This window comes from Phytobacter diazotrophicus (assembly GCF_052061655.1).
Lineage (GTDB): Bacteria > Pseudomonadota > Gammaproteobacteria > Enterobacterales > Enterobacteriaceae > Phytobacter > Phytobacter diazotrophicus.
The window spans coordinates 4628587-4646273 of the sequence record NZ_CM125428.1 but is presented as its reverse complement, the minus strand read 5'-3'; the positions used below and the strand labels follow the sequence as shown (position 1 = coordinate 4646273).

Below are 17687 nucleotides of genomic sequence, written 5' to 3'. Positions count from 1 at the left end.
TGTTTATAAGGAAGAAAGAGTGAATAAAGCGATTGTATCTTTGGCTGTGGCAATGACACTCTTTGTGCTGATGGGGTGCAACAATCGGGGAGAGGTGGAAACCGTCTCCCCCGTGCGAGCTGAAAAGCTCAAGCCAATGCAACAGAGCTGGCGCGGTATTCTGCCGTGCGCAGATTGTGAAGGCATCGAAACCTCACTGTTCCTTGAAAAAGATGGCACCTGGGTGATGAATCAGGACTATCAGGGTGGCAAAGCGCCATCAAATTTTGCCTCCTACGGGCGATGGGCACGCACCGCGGACAAGCTGGTGCTGACAGATGCAAGTGGCGAGAAGCTTTACTTCCGCGCGAAAGGCAGTGCGCTGGAAATGTTGGATCGTGAAGGGAACCCGATTCACTCACAGCTAAATTATGTCTTGCAGCCTGTCAAGGCGACCTTACCGACAACGCCGATGGCGATGCGTGGCATGTATTCGCGTACTGCTGGTGTGGCAGAGTTCGCTGATTGTATGACGGGCAAACGGATTGCAGTCCGCAACGATGCGCGGCTCGAACAGCAATATAAAGCAGCGGCAGGTCAGGCTTCGCAGCCGGTATTGCTGGAGGTAGAAGGACATTTCACGCTACAGCCGAAAACGGATAACGGTGCGATGGAGAAGGCGCTGGTGGCGGATAAAAACGCGAAATTTATAGCCGGAAAAGATTGTAATCACCAATAAAAAAAGCCTCGCATTTGCGAGGCTTTTTACTGTTAGCCCTTGATGGCGCTGACAAGGTAATTCAGGATATCACCCGTCTTGATCATCTGTTTTTCGCCAGTGCGACGGTATTTGTATTCGATATCGTCGTTGTCGAGGTTACGGTCGCCCAGCACGATGGTGTGCGGAATACCGATCAGCTCCATATCAGCGAACATCACACCCGGACGCTCTTTACGGTCGTCCATCAGCACGTCGATACCCTGTGCGCGCAGTTCGTTATAGAGCTTCTCTGCCAGTTCCTGAACACGGTAAGATTTGTGCATGTTCATTGGCAGAATTGCCACCTGGAACGGTGCAATCGCTTCAGGCCATACAATACCGCGGTCGTCGAAGTTCTGTTCAATCGCCGCAGCCACAACACGCGTTACCCCGATCCCGTAGCAGCCCATGGTCAGGATCTGGTTACGACCATCTTCACCCTGAACGGACGCCTTCAGCGCTTCAGAGTATTTGGTACCTAACTGGAAGATGTGACCCACTTCGATACCGCGTTTGATCAGAAGCGTACCCTGACCGTCCGGGCTTGGGTCGCCGGCAACCACGTTACGGATATCGGCGATTTCCGGGGTTGCTACATCGCGGTCCCAGTTGATACCGAAGTAGTGCTTACCATCAATGTTAGCGCCAGCGGCAAAATCGCTCATTGCCGCAACGGTACGGTCGATAACGACCGGAATCGGCATGTTTACCGGCCCCAGCGAACCCGGACCCGCATTTACCACGGCGCGAATTTCAGCTTCGGTCGCGAAAGTCAGCGGGCTGGCAACCTGTGCCAGTTTTTCGGCTTTTACTTCGTTCAGTTCGTGATCGCCACGCACCAGCAGGGCGACCAGCGGGTAGCTGCTGCCTTCAACGGCTTTGACCAACAGTGTCTTGACGGTTTTTTCAATCGGCAGGTTGAACTGCTCAACCAGCTCGGCGATGGTTTTCGCGTTCGGCGTATCAACCAGCGTCATCTCCCGAGTTGCCGCCGCACGCGGTGCTTTCGGCGCCACAGCTTCTGCCAGTTCGATGTTGGCGGCATAGTCAGAGGTATCAGAGAAAACGATGTCATCTTCACCGCTTTGCGCCAGTACCTGGAACTCATGAGACGCGCTACCACCGATAGAGCCGGTATCTGCCTGAACCGGGCGGAACTCCAGCCCGATGCGGGTAAAGATCTTGCTGTAGGCAGCATACATCGCGTCGTAGGTTTCCTGCAGCGATTCCTGAGAAGTATGGAAAGAGTAGGCATCTTTCATCAGGAATTCACGGGAACGCATCACGCCGAAACGCGGACGTACTTCGTCACGGAACTTGGTCTGGATCTGGAAGAAATTCAGCGGTAGCTGTTTGTAAGAACTGAGCTCGTTACGAATCAGATCGGTGATCACTTCTTCGTGAGTCGGGCCGAGTACGAACGGACGCTCGCCACGGTCAGAAATACGCAGCAGTTCCGGGCCGTACTGCTCCCAACGACCACTCTCTTGCCACAGTTCAGAAGGCTGAACGACCGGCATTAACACCTCAATTGCACCGGCGTTGTTCATCTCTTCACGCACGATGTTTTCGACTTTTTTCAGGACGCGCACGCCGGTCGGCAGCCAGGTATACAACCCGGAGGCCAGCTTGCGGATCATCCCGGCGCGCAACATCAACTGATGGCTGATGACTTCGGCGTCGGCAGGTGTCTCCTTCAGAGTGGAGAGCAGGTATTGGCTAGTACGCATGTTGTTACGGTTCCATTTGGACGATTGGAACAGACTCAAAAGGAGCCTGATTCAAAAAAAGTGATTCAGTTTACCAGCGAGAAAGAGATGCCAAAAGTAGAGGGAGGAGAAATTAACGGCCTTCCAGCGCAAACACTTCAAAACCTGCTGCAGTCACGCGCCAGCGCACGTTGAAATCCACCAACAAGACCGCGTACGTTTTCCCCATTTCCTCATCTTTACGGTATGCCGGGCGCGGATCCTGCGCCAGGACGTCAATAATAAACGATCTTAGCTGCGGGTAACGCTTTTCTAACTGTGGAAATGCCGCTTCGAGCTCCGGCGTGAAGTACACCGCCATCTCCGCGACGGGGGCCTGCTGCGCATAACTGGCGCTGGCATGCGGCAGAGCCTCAGCAAAGGGTAAATAGGGTTTGATATCCACGACGGGCGTGTCGTCGACGAGATCAAGACTGCCCAGTTGCAAAATGACACGCTCTTTCTCGCAGTGAATGCCTTTAAGCTCCACCAAAGACATACCAATTGGATTAGGACGGAAGGTTGAACGCGTGGCAAAAACTCCCATCCGCGCATTACCCCCGAGCCGGGGAGGGCGTACCGTAGGACGCCAGCCGCCAGCCATCGTCTGGTGGAAAATGAACACAATCCAGAGATGGCTGAACGCCTCAAGCCCGCGGACGGCTTCGGCCTGATTATAGGGAGGCAGCAGATGAAGTTCGCCGCCTCCATGTTTAACCAGACCAGGCTGGCGGGGAACGGCAAACTTTTCTTTATAGGGGGAGCGGATGACACCTATCTGCTCAATGGCAAATGTGGTCATTTCGCCGTGACGTTCAGCGCTGAACCTACGCATACAGCCTGACGGTAGCAACCCGGCGTGCCGCTGGTGATTTCACAGCTGTGGAGCAGAACCGCATTCGCTTTCATTTTTGATGCGTTGATTTGCATGCGTTTACGGGCGGTCGGGATGTTCGGTGGTGAATCCTGATTGGTTGCCTGGCAAGAGTCACCGGTTACTTCACCTAAATCACGGAACGGTTTACCCACCAAATCTTCAGCATTGGTAATGATTCGAACCGGAGTCGGACGCGGCGGTTTCGGTTTTGCTGGTTCTGTTTTAGGCGGGGTTGCTGTGCTTTGAACAGGTTCGACAGGAGATCTGCTTAGCATTGAACAGCCGCTCAGCATGAGTGCTAAAAAACAGATCGGTAAAGCACGCATAATATATCCTCAAAAAATGATCTTAACGCCGCTTATTGAATCAGGAGCTTGCACAAATGACAAGACGGGCATGAGCCCGTCCTGAAGGATATTACTGACGAGCCGGATTACCAGCCTTTCACCGCACCGCCATTGAAGACTTTGTTCGCTGCTTCGTAGACTTCGTCAGACTGATAGGCCTGAACGAATTTCTTCACGTTTTCTGCGTCTTTGTTGTCTTCGCGGGTAACGATCAGGTTAACGTACGGAGAGTCTTTATCTTCGACAAAGATACCATCTTTTGCTGGCGTCAGATTGATCTGGCTGGCGTAGGTAGTGTTAATAACGGCCAGCGCGATTTGTGCATCGTCCAGAGAACGCGGCAGTTGCGGGGCTTCAAGCTCAACAATTTTCAGGTTTTTCGGGTTCTCTGTAATATCCAGAGCGGTCGGCAGCAGGCCAACACCATCTTTCAGTTTGATCAGGCCCTGTTTCTGCAACAGCAGCAGGGAACGGCCGAGGTTAGTCGGATCGTTCGGTACAGCGACCTGAGCGCCTTCCTGCAATTCATCAATAGATTTAATTTTTTTGGAGTAGCCTGCGATCGGGTAAACAAAGGTATTGCCAACAGCAACCAGTTTATAGCCACGATCTTTGATCTGCTGATCCAGGTACGGTTTGTGCTGGAAGGCGTTCGCATCAATGTCGCCTTTGCTCAGCGCTTCGTTCGGCAGAACGTAGTCATTAAAGGTTACCAGCTCAACGTCCAGACCGTATTTCTCTTTTGCGACTTTTTGTGCAACTTCGGCAACCTGCTGTTCAGCACCGACGATGACGCCGACTTTAATGTGGTTCGGATTCTTTTCGTCCTGACCACAACCTACCAGAGCCAGAGAACCAATCAGGGCACCCACTGCCGCAAAGGTCTTGAATTTAAAAGCCATGTGTTTTTTCCTTTCTTTCAGAGTCGTTGTGTTGTGAGCAACGTTATTTATGCGTAACAGAGCGAACGATACGATCGCCTGCAAACTGAATTAAGTAAACCAGAATCACCAGCAGTGCCAGGACGGTATTCATCACAATAGCGTTATAGCCAATGTAACCGTACTGGTAGCCAATCTGCCCCAGACCGCCAGCACCCACGGCACCACCCATTGCGGAATAACCCACCAGGGTAATCAGGGTAATTGTTGCTGCATTGACCAGACCCGGCAGTGCTTCCGGCAGTAGCACCTTACGGATGATCTGCATCGGGGTTGCGCCCATTGCGCGGGAGGCTTCAATCAGGCCGGTCGGGATCTCCAACAGGGCGTTTTCCACCATGCGGGCAATAAAAGGTGCTGCACCGACGGTCAGAGGCACAATCGCTGCCTGCAGACCGATGGACGTTCCCACGATAATACGGGTGAACGGGATCATCCAGACCAGTAAAATAATGAACGGGATCGAACGGAAAATATTCACCAGCGCCGAAATGGTACGGTAGAGTTTTGCATTCTCCGAAATTTGTCCAGGACGCGAGACATACAGCAGCACGCCAACCGGAAGACCCAGCACAAAGCCGAAGAAACCGGATACGAAGGTCATTGCCAGCGTTTCCCAGACGCCACGCGCCAGTAACCACATCATTGCCTCAGACATAACCCAGCACCTCTACTTTCACATGGTGTTCCTTAAGCCAGGCAATAGCGGCTTGTGTATCCTGCGGCTCACCGTGCATTTCTGTCAGCATAATGCCGAATTTCACGCCACCAGCGTAATCCATCTGCGCACTGATAATATTGTTGTTCACGTTATAGCGTCGTGCGGTCTCAGAAAGCAGTGGGGCATCGACCGATTGACCGGTGAATTCCATGCGTAACATCGGCACGCTGCCTGCCAGTGGCTGATCTTTCAGGCGCTGCTGGTAATCCTCAGGGATATCCAGGTGCAACGTTGACTGAATAAACTGCTGGGCCAGCGGCGTTTTGGGATGAGAGAACACTTCACTTACTGTGTCCTGTTCGATCAGTTCACCATTGCTGATGACGGCAACGCAGTCGCAAATGCGTTTTACGACATCCATTTCGTGGGTAATGAGCAGAATTGTCAGACCCAGGCGACGGTTGATGTCTTTCAACAACTCCAGAATGGAACGTGTAGTTGCCGGGTCCAGTGCACTGGTGGCTTCATCACACAGCAGTACTTTCGGGTTGCTCGCCAGTGCGCGGGCAATGGCCACACGCTGCTTTTGACCACCGGACAGATTCGCCGGATAGCTGTCGTGTTTGTCGCCCAGTCCAACCAGGTCCAGCAATTCTTTGACGCGACGGTTAATCTCTTCGCGCGGCGTGTTATCCAGCTCAAGTGGCAATGCGACGTTACCAAACACGGTGCGGGAAGAGAGTAAATTAAAGTGCTGGAAGATCATGCCAATCTGGCGGCGAGCTTTAGTGAGTTGTGCTTCTGAAAGGGCTGTCAGCTCCTGGCCGTCAACCTGGACGCTGCCCTGGGACGGGCGCTCGAGCAGGTTAACGCAGCGAATAAGCGTACTTTTACCGGCGCCAGAGGCACCAATGACGCCATAAATTTGCCCGGCAGGAACATGCAGGCTGACATTGTTCAACGCCTGAATGGTGCGAGTTCCCTGCTGGAATACTTTGGTTATATTGGAAAGTTTAATCATCAGATTATTTTTATCGTATGAGAGTTAGCCGTGGCATTTTGTTCTGCCTGTTACGGGTGATGACCGTAAACAAGGCGGATGTTAAGGCATCCAGACGTCTAAATCAATCGAACCCTGCGCGATGAGCACTTTCCTGTGCGGTGAAACATGAGATACTACGCCCACATGCCTTTTTCAGGAGCAACCCGGTGGCAAAATCAGTACCCGCAATTTTCCTCGACCGTGATGGCACTATTAATGTCGACCACGGTTATGTGCACGAAATTGATAACTTCGAATTTATAGACGGTGTCATTGACGCCATGCGCGAACTGAAAACCATGGGTTTCGCGCTGGTGGTTGTGACCAATCAGTCCGGTATCGCGCGCGGTAAATTCACCGAAGCGCAATTTGAAACGCTCACCGAATGGATGGACTGGTCGCTGGCCGATCGCGATGTCGAGCTGGATGGTATCTACTATTGCCCGCACCACCCTCAGGGGACGGTAGAAGAGTTCCGCCAGGTGTGTGACTGCCGTAAGCCACATCCGGGCATGCTCATTTCTGCTCGAGACTATCTGCACATTGATATGTCTGCTTCTTATATGGTGGGTGACAAACTCGAAGATATGCAGGCGGCTACCGCTGCTGATGTGGGAACGAAAGTATTGGTGCGTACCGGCAAGCCCGTCACGCCAGAGGCGGAAAATGCGGCAGATTGGGTGATTAATAGCCTTGCGGACCTGCCTGCGGCTATCAAAAAGCAACAAAAGTAACCGTTATGATGAAAAGATGAGCGGTTGAAATAAAAATGCATTTTTTCGCTTGTCATTCATCGTGGGCTGCCTATAATGCGCCTCCATCGACACGGCGGATGTGAATCACTTCACACAAACAGCCGGGTCGGTTGAAGAGAAAAATCCTGAAATAACGGGTTGACTCTGAAAGAGGAAAGCGTAATATACGCCACCTCGCAACGGTGAGCGAAAGCCGCGTTGCACTGCTCTTTAACAATTTATCAGACAATCTGTGTGGGCACTCAAAGTGACATGGATTCTTAACGTCCTCGGACGATAAATGAATACCAAGTCTCAACGAGTGAACACGTAATTCATTACGAAGTTTAATTCATTGAGCATCAAACTTTTAAATTGAAGAGTTTGATCATGGCTCAGATTGAACGCTGGCGGCAGGCCTAACACATGCAAGTCGAACGGTAGCACAGAGGAGCTTGCTCCTCGGGTGACGAGTGGCGGACGGGTGAGTAATGTCTGGGAAACTGCCCGATGGAGGGGGATAACTACTGGAAACGGTAGCTAATACCGCATAATGTCGCAAGACCAAAGAGGGGGACCTTCGGGCCTCTTGCCATCGGATGTGCCCAGATGGGATTAGCTTGTTGGTGAGGTAATGGCTCACCAAGGCGACGATCCCTAGCTGGTCTGAGAGGATGACCAGCCACACTGGAACTGAGACACGGTCCAGACTCCTACGGGAGGCAGCAGTGGGGAATATTGCACAATGGGCGCAAGCCTGATGCAGCCATGCCGCGTGTGTGAAGAAGGCCTTCGGGTTGTAAAGCACTTTCAGCGGGGAGGAAGGCAGTACGGTTAATAACCGTGTTGATTGACGTTACCCGCAGAAGAAGCACCGGCTAACTCCGTGCCAGCAGCCGCGGTAATACGGAGGGTGCAAGCGTTAATCGGAATTACTGGGCGTAAAGCGCACGCAGGCGGTCTGTCAAGTCGGATGTGAAATCCCCGGGCTCAACCTGGGAACTGCATTCGAAACTGGCAGGCTTGAGTCTTGTAGAGGGGGGTAGATTCCAGGTGTAGCGGTGAAATGCGTAGAGATCTGGAGGAATACCGGTGGCGAAGGCGGCCCCCTGGACAAAGACTGACGCTCAGGTGCGAAAGCGTGGGGAGCAAACAGGATTAGATACCCTGGTAGTCCACGCCGTAAACGATGTCGACTTGGAGGTTGTGCCCTTGAGGCGTGGCTTCCGGAGCTAACGCGTTAAGTCGACCGCCTGGGGAGTACGGCCGCAAGGTTAAAACTCAAATGAATTGACGGGGGCCCGCACAAGCGGTGGAGCATGTGGTTTAATTCGATGCAACGCGAAGAACCTTACCTGGTCTTGACATCCACGGAATTTGGCAGAGATGCCTTAGTGCCTTCGGGAACCGTGAGACAGGTGCTGCATGGCTGTCGTCAGCTCGTGTTGTGAAATGTTGGGTTAAGTCCCGCAACGAGCGCAACCCTTATCCTTTGTTGCCAGCGGTCCGGCCGGGAACTCAAAGGAGACTGCCAGTGATAAACTGGAGGAAGGTGGGGATGACGTCAAGTCATCATGGCCCTTACGACCAGGGCTACACACGTGCTACAATGGCATATACAAAGAGAAGCGACCTCGCGAGAGCAAGCGGACCTCATAAAGTATGTCGTAGTCCGGATTGGAGTCTGCAACTCGACTCCATGAAGTCGGAATCGCTAGTAATCGTGGATCAGAATGCCACGGTGAATACGTTCCCGGGCCTTGTACACACCGCCCGTCACACCATGGGAGTGGGTTGCAAAAGAAGTAGGTAGCTTAACCTTCGGGAGGGCGCTTACCACTTTGTGATTCATGACTGGGGTGAAGTCGTAACAAGGTAACCGTAGGGGAACCTGCGGTTGGATCACCTCCTTACCTTAAAGAACCTGCCTTTGTAGTGCTCACACAGATTGTCTGATGAAATACAGCAGTAAAAAATCTCTGCAGGCTTGTAGCTCAGGTGGTTAGAGCGCACCCCTGATAAGGGTGAGGTCGGTGGTTCAAGTCCACTCAGGCCTACCAAATTCCTGCTGATGCTGCGTTGCGGCGACACTCACATACTTTAAGTATGCTTCGTGTCACCACGCCTTGCCTCAACAGTAATTAAGGTTGGTGAGATTTACCTACGATGGGGCTATAGCTCAGCTGGGAGAGCGCCTGCTTTGCACGCAGGAGGTCTGCGGTTCGATCCCGCATAGCTCCACCATCTTTTACTGCGAACACAAGAAAACTTCAGAGTGAACCTGAAAAGGTGCACTGCGAAGTTTTGCTCTTTAAAAATCTGGATCAAGCTGAAAATTGAAACGACACACAGTGTCTGTTCTCCGTAATAAGAACAGATGACGGTGTGTTCGAGTCTCTCAAATTTTTGCAGCGCGATGATGAATCGAAAGAAACATCTTCGGGTTGTGAGGTTAAGCGACTAAGCGTACACGGTGGATGCCCTGGCAGTCAGAGGCGATGAAGGACGTGCTAATCTGCGAAAAGCGCCGGCGAGGTGATATGAACCTTTGACCCGGCGATGTCCGAATGGGGAAACCCAGTGTGATTTGTCACACTATCATTAACTGAATCCATAGGTTAATGAGGCGAACCGGGGGAACTGAAACATCTAAGTACCCCGAGGAAAAGAAATCAACCGAGATTCCCCCAGTAGCGGCGAGCGAACGGGGAGCAGCCCAGAGCCTGAATCAGCTTGTGTGTTAGTGGAAGCGTCTGGAAAGTCGCGCGATACAGGGTGACAGCCCCGTACACGAAAGCACACAGGTTGTGAGCTCGATGAGTAGGGCGGGACACGTGGTATCCTGTCTGAATATGGGGGGACCATCCTCCAAGGCTAAATACTCCTGACTGACCGATAGTGAACCAGTACCGTGAGGGAAAGGCGAAAAGAACCCCGGCGAGGGGAGTGAAAAAGAACCTGAAACCGTGTACGTACAAGCAGTGGGAGCCTCTTAATGGGGTGACTGCGTACCTTTTGTATAATGGGTCAGCGACTTATATTCTGTAGCAAGGTTAACCGAATAGGGGAGCCGAAGGGAAACCGAGTCTTAACTGGGCGTTAAGTTGCAGGGTATAGACCCGAAACCCGGTGATTTAGCCATGGGCAGGTTGAAGGTTGGGTAACACTAACTGGAGGACCGAACCGACTAATGTTGAAAAATTAGCGGATGACTTGTGGCTGGGGGTGAAAGGCCAATCAAACCGGGAGATAGCTGGTTCTCCCCGAAAGCTATTTAGGTAGCGCCTCGTGAATTCATCTCCGGGGGTAGAGCACTGTTTCGGCTAGGGGGCCATCCCGGCTTACCAACCCGATGCAAACTACGAATACCGGAGAATGTTATCACGGGAGACACACGGCGGGTGCTAACGTCCGTCGTGAAGAGGGAAACAACCCAGACCGCCAGCTAAGGTCCCAAAGTCATGGTTAAGTGGGAAACGATGTGGGAAGGCACAGACAGCCAGGATGTTGGCTTAGAAGCAGCCATCATTTAAAGAAAGCGTAATAGCTCACTGGTCGAGTCGGCCTGCGCGGAAGATGTAACGGGGCTAAACCATGCACCGAAGCTGCGGCAGCGACACTAAGTGTTGTTGGGTAGGGGAGCGTTCTGTAAGCCGTTGAAGGTGTGCTGTGAGGCATGCTGGAGGTATCAGAAGTGCGAATGCTGACATAAGTAACGATAAAGCGGGTGAAAAGCCCGCTCGCCGGAAGACCAAGGGTTCCTGTCCAACGTTAATCGGGGCAGGGCGAGTCGACCCCTAAGGCGAGGCCGAAAGGCGTAGTCGATGGGAAACAGGTTAATATTCCTGTACTTGGTGTTACTGCGAAGGGGGGACGGAGAAGGCTATGTTAGCCGGGCGACGGTTGTCCCGGTTTAAGCATGTAGGCTGGTTATCCAGGCAAATCCGGATAATCAAGGCTGAGGTGTGATGACGAGTCACTACGGTGATGAAGTAACAAATGCCCTGCTTCCAGGAAAAGCCTCTAAGCATCAGGTAACATCAAATCGTACCCCAAACCGACACAGGTGGTCAGGTAGAGAATACCAAGGCGCTTGAGAGAACTCGGGTGAAGGAACTAGGCAAAATGGTGCCGTAACTTCGGGAGAAGGCACGCTGATATGTAGGTGAAGCCCCTGCGGGTGGAGCTGAAATCAGTCGAAGATACCAGCTGGCTGCAACTGTTTATTAAAAACACAGCACTGTGCAAACACGAAAGTGGACGTATACGGTGTGACGCCTGCCCGGTGCCGGAAGGTTAATTGATGGGGTTATCCGTAAGGAGAAGCTCTTGATCCAAGCCCCGGTAAACGGCGGCCGTAACTATAACGGTCCTAAGGTAGCGAAATTCCTTGTCGGGTAAGTTCCGACCTGCACGAATGGCGTAATGATGGCCAGGCTGTCTCCACCCGAGACTCAGTGAAATTGAACTCGCTGTGAAGATGCAGTGTACCCGCGGCAAGACGGAAAGACCCCGTGAACCTTTACTATAGCTTGACACTGAACATTGAGCCTTGATGTGTAGGATAGGTGGGAGGCTTTGAAGCGTGGACGCCAGTCTGCGTGGAGCCAACCTTGAAATACCACCCTTTAATGTTTGATGTTCTAACGTGGACCCGTGATCCGGGTTGCGGACAGTGTCTGGTGGGTAGTTTGACTGGGGCGGTCTCCTCCCAAAGAGTAACGGAGGAGCACGAAGGTTGGCTAATCCTGTCGGACATCAGGAGGTTAGTGCAATGGCATAAGCCAGCTTGACTGCGAGCGTGACGGCGCGAGCAGGTGCGAAAGCAGGTCATAGTGATCCGGTGGTTCTGAATGGAAGGGCCATCGCTCAACGGATAAAAGGTACTCCGGGGATAACAGGCTGATACCGCCCAAGAGTTCATATCGACGGCGGTGTTTGGCACCTCGATGTCGGCTCATCACATCCTGGGGCTGAAGTAGGTCCCAAGGGTATGGCTGTTCGCCATTTAAAGTGGTACGCGAGCTGGGTTTAGAACGTCGTGAGACAGTTCGGTCCCTATCTGCCGTGGGCGCTGGAGAATTGAGGGGGGCTGCTCCTAGTACGAGAGGACCGGAGTGGACGCATCACTGGTGTTCGGGTTGTCATGCCAATGGCATTGCCCGGTAGCTACATGCGGAAGAGATAAGTGCTGAAAGCATCTAAGCACGAAACTTGCCCCGAGATGAGTTCTCCCTTGTCCTTTAAGGACACTAAAGGAACGTTGAAGACGACGACGTTGATAGGCCGGGTGTGTAAGCGCAGCGATGCGTTGAGCTAACCGGTACTAATGAACCGTGAGGCTTAACCTTACAACGCCGAAGATGTTTTGGCGGATTGAGAAGATTTTCAGCATTGATTCAGCGTTAAGTACGCAATAATTTGCGCAGCAGCAAGGCGGCAAATGAAGCGACGGAAGGAGCATACATGAGTATGTGACTGACGTTCGCGAATGCAGCCAACGCGGCTGATGCGATAAAGAATTGCGTACCGAGCACAAAGAATTTGCCTGGCGGCTTTAGCGCGGTGGTCCCACCTGACCCCATGCCGAACTCAGAAGTGAAACGCCGTAGCGCCGATGGTAGTGTGGGGTCTCCCCATGTGAGAGTAGGGAACTGCCAGGCATCAAATTAAAAGACCTGCACCAGTCTTCGGGGCAGTTCGCTACTCGACAGAGAGTAGGACAAAAGCGAAAGCTTTTGAACGTTGCGCAGCAACGGCCCGAAGGGTGAATCACAACGTGATTCATAAACTGCCAGGCATCAAATTAAGAAGTAAACCGGTGCATTAATCCGGTGGTTACAAAAGTATTCGGTGGAGCGGTAGTTCAGTCGGTTAGAATACCTGCCTGTCACGCAGGGGGTCGCGGGTTCGAGTCCCGTCCGTTCCGCCACTCATTAAGAGCCGCATCTCAAACGAGATGCGGTTTTTTTTCGTCTGCTATTTATCACTAAAGCAGGCAAAACAAAGGGCACACAGCCCTTTGTTTCATTATTATTGTAAGACTTCCCATCGTTTTAACAGCAGGCTGGCATTCACGCCGCCAAAACCAAACCCGTTTGAAAGCGCGTATTCCATCGTTAGCGGCTGCGCAGTGAGCGCTACAAGGTGCATACCCACTGCAGCAATATCCGGATTATGCAGGTTCAGGGTAGGTGGGGCTACTTGATCACGTAACGCCTGAATGGTGAAGATCGCTTCAATACCGCCTGCCGCACCCAGCAAATGTCCGGTGGCAGATTTTGTTGATGTGATGGCAACCGGATGTTCAGCAAACAGTGCGCGTATTGCCGCCAGCTCGCCTTTATCTCCAACCTGAGTTGAAGTGGCGTGTGCGTTGATATGCTGCACTTGCTCTGGTGAAATCCCGGCCTGTTGTAATGCGGCTTCCATTGCGCGTCGTGCGCCATTGCCATCTTCCGGTCCTGCCGTAAGGTGGTAAGCATCTGCACTGGTGCCATAGCCCACCAGTTCTGCCAGCGGTGTTGCTCCACGGGCCAGCGCATGTTCAAGCGATTCAATCACCAGAAGACCAGCCCCTTCTCCCATTACGAAACCATCTCTGTCCTGGTCAAATGGTCGTGATGCCTCCGTTGGATTATCATTAAATCCACTCGAAAGCGCCCTGGCCGCCGCAAAACCAGCCAGACTAACGCGATGGATTGCGGCTTCACTGCCTCCACATAGTGCAATGTCTGCTTCACCGGCCCGGATTAACCTTGCCGCATCCCCGATAGCCTGCGCTCCGGCAGCACAGGCGGTCACCGGCGCACCAATGGGGCCGCGAAAACCATGCGCGATAGAAACATGGCCTGCCGCCAGGTTTGCCAGGAAAGAAGGGATCGTGAAGGGGGATAACTTGCGTGGACCGCGGTGCTCGGTTGTCTGGACTGCCTCGGCGATTTGATTAAAGCCACCAATGCCTGTCGCAATGATGGTCGCAGTACGATCTTTTAATGCCTGCTCTTGCGGAAACCATTTTGCCTGATGAAGCGCTTCCTGTGCCGCTACCAGCGCAAATTCAATGAAACGATCCATCTTCTTGCGCTCTTTTGCCTGAATGACGGATAGTGGATCAAAACCGTGTTGGGGATCATCTTCAATTCCTTGAACCTGTCCCGCCACTTTGCAGGCGATATCTTCGACAATCGATTCAGGCAGTGACCGGATACCCGACTTTCCTGCCAGTAGCGATTGCCAGACATGTTGGACGCCGCAACCCAGCGGGCTGACAATGCCCATCCCTGTCACGACAATGCGTCTTTGTAGACTGCTCATAAAACTCTCCTGATGTTGTCATGCTATGCCTGCGGTTTCTTCATAAAAGGAACCAGCGCAGCGGCAATTAAGAATCCGATCATGATCAAATAGAACGCGTCGGCGAATGCCTGCGTCCTTGCTTCTCTTAGTGCTAATGCGGCCAGATTTTTCAGGCCGGCTGTCTGTGCCGAACTGGCGTCCATCCCCTGAGCCGCTAATGCCGCGGCGCGGGTCTGAACAAAATCGCTTAAATTGAGGTTTGTACTATTAAGATGATCGGCAAGGCGGCTGTAATGAAGATTTGTACGATCATTGATAACGGTGCCGCAAAGCGCGATACCGATGGCACCACCCAAATTACGCATCAAATTAAACAGTCCTGATGCTAGTTTTAGACGTGCGGGAGGCAAACTGCCAAGCGTAAGCGTGACAGTCGGAGCAACGGCGAATTGCTGTGCGAGACCGCGAAACGCCTGCGGTAAAAGGAGTTCTTTCGCTCCCCAGTCGTGGGTGAGCGGAATAAAACTATACATCGAGAAGGCGAATCCCAGCAGCCCGACCATGAGCAGCCAACGCAAGTCTACTTTGTTGGCAAGCCAGGAGTAAAAAGGGATCGAAAGCACCTGAAACAAGCCAGTGGAGAAGATAGCAAGGCCTATATCCAGCGCGCTAAAACCGCGGACCGTACCCAGAAAAAGGGGTGTCAGATAAATAGTTGAGAAGATCCCGACCCCGGCCATAAATGAAAAGTAACAGCCCAGAGTAAATGTACTATCGGAAAGCGCGCGTAGATCCATGACCGGCTGGGAATGGCGCAATGTCCGTATGACAAACGCTATCCCACACAGTAAAGCCAGCCACCCCGTGATGGTCAGAGTGCCGTCATCAAACCAGCCCCAACGCGGTCCTTCCTCAAGTGTATATTCCAGGCAACCGAGCGATATAGCCAAAAGCACGATGCTAAGGTAGTCCGCGCCGCGCAATAACCCTGGGCTGGGCGTATCGATATTGACCAGCAAAGGTACCGTTACCGCAATATAAATGCCTGGCAAAATATTGATAAAAAACAGCCAGTGCCAGCTAAAATTTTCCGTGATCCAGCCCCCTACAGTAGGGCCCAGCGTCGGTGCCAGCGAAGCAAGACCACCAATCGTAGCCGCGGCGATAACGCGCTGTTTACCCTGAAAAAAGGCAAATGCAGTCGTGAATACCAACGGGATCATTGAGCCCCCGGCCAGCCCTTGCAATGCGCGAAAAGCAATCATGCTCTGAATATTCCACGCCCATCCACACAACAAACTCATCAGCGTAAAACCGGCAGCCGACGCGGCGAAAAGCCAGCGGGTTGACATCACCCTGGCAAGCCATCCCGACAGGGGAATGATAATGATCTCCGCGATCAGATAGCTGGTTTGCACCCAGACCGTTTCATCATCGCCAGCAGAAAGGCCCCCGCCGATATCCCGTAGCGATGCCGATACGATCTGAATATCCAGCAGTGCAATGAACATTCCCAGGCACATTGTGGCGAAAGCAAAGAGCTTTTGGTTCATTGGCAGCGCCGTACCCTGCAGCTGCGCTGGGGCTGTTGCGCTACTCATTGGCGACTCTTTTCATCCACGGTGACAGCGACAGACAAACCGGGGCGCAAGAGTCCTAATGTTGACGCTTCGCCATCCAGAGCGATGCGAACCGGGATGCGTTGAACAATTTTGGTGAAATTACCGGTCGCGTTTTCAGCAGGGAGAAGACTGAAGCGTGAACCGGTTGCCGGGGAGAGGCTCATGACATGCCCGGTAAAAGTGCGTCCTGGCATAACATCCGCAACCACAGTTGCTGCTTGACCGGGGCGCATATTCGCCAGCTGGTTTTCTTTGAAGTTAGCGTCTACCCACAAATCGTGGCTGGGGACCAGAGAAAGTAATTGCGTACCGCTACTAACGAATGAGCCAGACCATGCGCGCCGGTTGCCAACAATGCCATCAAAAGGGGCGCGGATCTCTGTATAACTAAGATTAAGACGGGCCATATCCAGCCCTGCCTGCGCCTGAGCGAGGGCCGCGCGGATTTGTTTTTCCCGTGCATCAAGCACCAGTAACTGGCGTTCGGCAACCGCTTTATCTGCCCGGGCTTTGCCTTCTTCTGCCCTGGCACGATGGTAGTCTGCCTCAGCATTTTCTCGCACCTGTGCCGAAATAGCGACCGTCTGCGCCAGCGCATTATAGCGGCGACTGTCGCCCGCCGTTTTTAGCGTGGTAGCCTGTGCGGCCCCGAGGCTGGCCGCCGAGCCTTCGATGGTCGCCAGTTGTAATTGTCGGGTAGCAATAAGGTCAGCCATCGCCGCTTGTTGAGCGGCAACTTCACCTTCCGCTTTTGCCAGCGCCGCCTGATAGTCCCTTGCATCAAGGCGAACAAGTAGCTCACCTTTTTTCACGGGCATATTGTCTTTTATGGCGATCTCCTGAATATAACCAGAGACTTTCGCCGAAATGGCGCTGATATCCCCTCCGACGTAGGCATCGTCCGTCGATTGCAAAAAACGCGCATTTGTATACCACCAGGCACCATAACCTACGACACCTAATACAGCGATAACGGATAACAATAAGGTAAAGGTGCGTTTTTTACTCTTGAGATTCATGATGCTGATCCAGATGTAATTGCGGCGCAAATTTTTGCGTGTTGTCACCCGCACGCTTGCGTTGCAGGTAGTCGTGGCGATAACGAATCATAGGGGAGGCGGCAGGGCCGGGAACCAAAGCGTATTTCTCGGGCGTCAGGGGATGGCCGGTTTCGGCATCAACCATAATGGCGTGAACCAGACGCTGGGTCTCTTTCTCGACCAACTGAATCTGACGGCCTTCAGTTGCAAAATGACGATTACCCCATTCGGCAAGCGCGATGATCACCGGTCGGAAATCACGTCCACGCTCAGTTAAATGGTACTCATAGCGGGGGGGCGTACTGCTGTAACAGACTTTCTCCAGTAAACCGTCATCCACCAACTCTTTCAGGCGTCGTGAAAGAATATTGGGCGCCACGTTTGCGCTTTTTTGAAATTCATCGAAACGGGTAAAGCCTGCGAAAGCATCACGTAGAATTATTATGCTCCAGCTATCACCAATGCGGCCAAGGCTTCTGGCGATGGGGCAAGGAGCTTCGCAAAGCGGTTCGTTTTTCATTTTTTCTCTCCAGAACTTATCTGGAAAGCACATTCGCACAGTAACTATCAAAATGCAAGTTACTATGGTTGAGCCGATTTATTCTGACAAAAAGGAACGAGATAAAGCGTTTGAATG

At 52.6% G+C, this 17687-nt stretch carries 12 protein-coding genes, 3 tRNA genes and 3 rRNA genes; 8 read left to right on the top strand and 10 right to left on the bottom strand.

The genetic code is table 11. From position 1 onward, the window contains the following. Nucleotides 1-19 precede the first annotated feature (19 nt). Complete coding sequence (nlpE, locus tag ACS0RQ_RS22620; RefSeq protein ID WP_271848865.1) at nt 20-718, top strand: envelope stress response activation lipoprotein NlpE; 699 nt, start codon at nt 20-22, stop codon at nt 716-718. A 32-nt stretch (nt 719-750) separates the two neighbouring features. On the opposite strand, the gene proS is transcribed toward nlpE, so the two are convergent. The 6 genes from proS to metN all read right to left on the bottom strand — a co-directional run bounded on the left by proS (nt 751) and on the right by metN (nt 6334). Further along, nucleotides 751-2469, bottom strand: coding sequence for a proline--tRNA ligase (gene proS / locus ACS0RQ_RS22615; protein WP_271848866.1), 1719 nt, complete (start codon nt 2467-2469; stop codon nt 751-753). Between the two features lie 112 nt (nt 2470-2581). Beyond that, a complete protein-coding gene (tsaA, locus tag ACS0RQ_RS22610) occupies nt 2582-3289 on the bottom strand; it encodes a tRNA (N6-threonylcarbamoyladenosine(37)-N6)-methyltransferase TrmO (protein WP_271848881.1) in 708 nt (235 codons plus the stop codon). Beyond that, complete coding sequence (gene rcsF, locus ACS0RQ_RS22605) at nt 3286-3690, bottom strand: envelope stress sensor lipoprotein RcsF (RefSeq protein ID WP_039078456.1); 405 nt, start codon at nt 3688-3690, stop codon at nt 3286-3288. Before rcsF ends, tsaA begins: the two co-directional genes overlap by 4 nt. A 107-nt stretch (nt 3691-3797) precedes the next feature. Further along, nucleotides 3798-4613, bottom strand: coding sequence for a methionine ABC transporter substrate-binding lipoprotein MetQ (metQ, locus tag ACS0RQ_RS22600; protein ID WP_071193686.1), 816 nt, complete (start codon nt 4611-4613; stop codon nt 3798-3800). Nucleotides 4614-4656: 43 nt separating this feature from the next. Then, nucleotides 4657-5310: a methionine ABC transporter permease MetI gene (locus tag ACS0RQ_RS22595; RefSeq protein ID WP_039078458.1), complete on the bottom strand. Its 654-nt coding sequence runs from the start codon at nt 5308-5310 to the stop codon at nt 4657-4659. Further along, a complete protein-coding gene (gene metN / locus ACS0RQ_RS22590; RefSeq protein WP_039078459.1) occupies nt 5303-6334 on the bottom strand; it encodes a methionine ABC transporter ATP-binding protein MetN in 1032 nt (343 codons plus the stop codon). The genes ACS0RQ_RS22595 and metN overlap by 8 nt, the downstream gene beginning before the upstream one ends. Nucleotides 6335-6522: 188 nt before the next feature. Here metN and gmhB point away from each other — a divergent pair, with 188 nt between their 5' ends. The 7 genes from gmhB to ACS0RQ_RS22555 all read left to right on the top strand — a co-directional run bounded on the left by gmhB (nt 6523) and on the right by ACS0RQ_RS22555 (nt 13021). Then, on the top strand, nt 6523-7089 hold the full coding sequence (gmhB, locus tag ACS0RQ_RS22585) for a D-glycero-beta-D-manno-heptose 1,7-bisphosphate 7-phosphatase (protein ID WP_271848867.1): 567 nt from the start codon (nt 6523-6525) through the stop codon (nt 7087-7089). A 372-nt stretch (nt 7090-7461) separates the two neighbouring features. After that, nucleotides 7462-9002 (top strand): 16S ribosomal RNA (locus ACS0RQ_RS22580). A 70-nt stretch (nt 9003-9072) separates the two neighbouring features. Then, nucleotides 9073-9149, top strand: a tRNA-Ile gene (locus ACS0RQ_RS22575). 108 nt (nt 9150-9257) lie between these two features. Continuing rightward, nucleotides 9258-9333, top strand: a tRNA-Ala gene (locus tag ACS0RQ_RS22570). A gap of 206 nt (nt 9334-9539) precedes the next feature. After that, nucleotides 9540-12440 (top strand): 23S ribosomal RNA (locus ACS0RQ_RS22565). A 196-nt stretch (nt 12441-12636) separates the two neighbouring features. Beyond that, nucleotides 12637-12752, top strand: a 5S ribosomal RNA gene (gene rrf, locus ACS0RQ_RS22560). Together the 16S, 23S and 5S rRNA genes with 3 tRNA genes alongside form the textbook arrangement of a ribosomal RNA operon. 192 nt (nt 12753-12944) lie before the next feature. Further along, a tRNA-Asp gene (locus tag ACS0RQ_RS22555) sits at nt 12945-13021 on the top strand. 101 nt (nt 13022-13122) lie between these two features. On the opposite strand, the gene fabF is transcribed toward ACS0RQ_RS22555, so the two are convergent. From fabF to ACS0RQ_RS22535, 4 genes are read right to left on the bottom strand one after another with little or no spacing between them, the layout of a single operon-like run. Further along, complete coding sequence (gene fabF, locus ACS0RQ_RS22550) at nt 13123-14406, bottom strand: beta-ketoacyl-ACP synthase II (RefSeq protein WP_271851893.1); 1284 nt, start codon at nt 14404-14406, stop codon at nt 13123-13125. Between the two features lie 23 nt (nt 14407-14429). Further along, nucleotides 14430-15989: a DHA2 family efflux MFS transporter permease subunit gene (locus ACS0RQ_RS22545; RefSeq protein WP_271851894.1), complete on the bottom strand. Its 1560-nt coding sequence runs from the start codon at nt 15987-15989 to the stop codon at nt 14430-14432. Then, nucleotides 15986-17029, bottom strand: a complete 1044-nt coding sequence (locus ACS0RQ_RS22540) for an HlyD family secretion protein (protein WP_271851895.1) — start codon at nt 17027-17029, stop codon at nt 15986-15988. Before ACS0RQ_RS22540 ends, ACS0RQ_RS22545 begins: the two co-directional genes overlap by 4 nt. Then, the gene (locus ACS0RQ_RS22535) at nt 17013-17570 is read right to left on the bottom strand and encodes a winged helix-turn-helix transcriptional regulator (RefSeq protein ID WP_271851896.1); all 558 of its coding nucleotides are present in this window, start codon (nt 17568-17570) and stop codon (nt 17013-17015) included. The genes ACS0RQ_RS22540 and ACS0RQ_RS22535 overlap by 17 nt, the downstream gene beginning before the upstream one ends. Between the last annotated feature and the right edge of the window lie 117 nt (nt 17571-17687).

Coding starts and splice junctions, on each gene's coding strand:
- proS (WP_271848866.1), bottom strand. CDS start 2,469: ATGCGTACTAGCCAATACCTGCTCTCCACTCTGAAGGAGACACCTGCC.
- tsaA (WP_271848881.1), bottom strand. CDS start 3,289: ATGACCACATTTGCCATTGAGCAGATAGGTGTCATCCGCTCCCCCTAT.
- rcsF (WP_039078456.1), bottom strand. CDS start 3,690: ATGCGTGCTTTACCGATCTGTTTTTTAGCACTCATGCTGAGCGGCTGT.
- metQ (WP_071193686.1), bottom strand. CDS start 4,613: ATGGCTTTTAAATTCAAGACCTTTGCGGCAGTGGGTGCCCTGATTGGT.
- ACS0RQ_RS22595 (WP_039078458.1), bottom strand. CDS start 5,310: ATGTCTGAGGCAATGATGTGGTTACTGGCGCGTGGCGTCTGGGAAACG.
- metN (WP_039078459.1), bottom strand. CDS start 6,334: ATGATTAAACTTTCCAATATAACCAAAGTATTCCAGCAGGGAACTCGC.
- fabF (WP_271851893.1), bottom strand. CDS start 14,406: ATGAGCAGTCTACAAAGACGCATTGTCGTGACAGGGATGGGCATTGTC.
- ACS0RQ_RS22545 (WP_271851894.1), bottom strand. CDS start 15,989: ATGAGTAGCGCAACAGCCCCAGCGCAGCTGCAGGGTACGGCGCTGCCA.
- ACS0RQ_RS22540 (WP_271851895.1), bottom strand. CDS start 17,029: ATGAATCTCAAGAGTAAAAAACGCACCTTTACCTTATTGTTATCCGTT.
- ACS0RQ_RS22535 (WP_271851896.1), bottom strand. CDS start 17,570: ATGAAAAACGAACCGCTTTGCGAAGCTCCTTGCCCCATCGCCAGAAGC.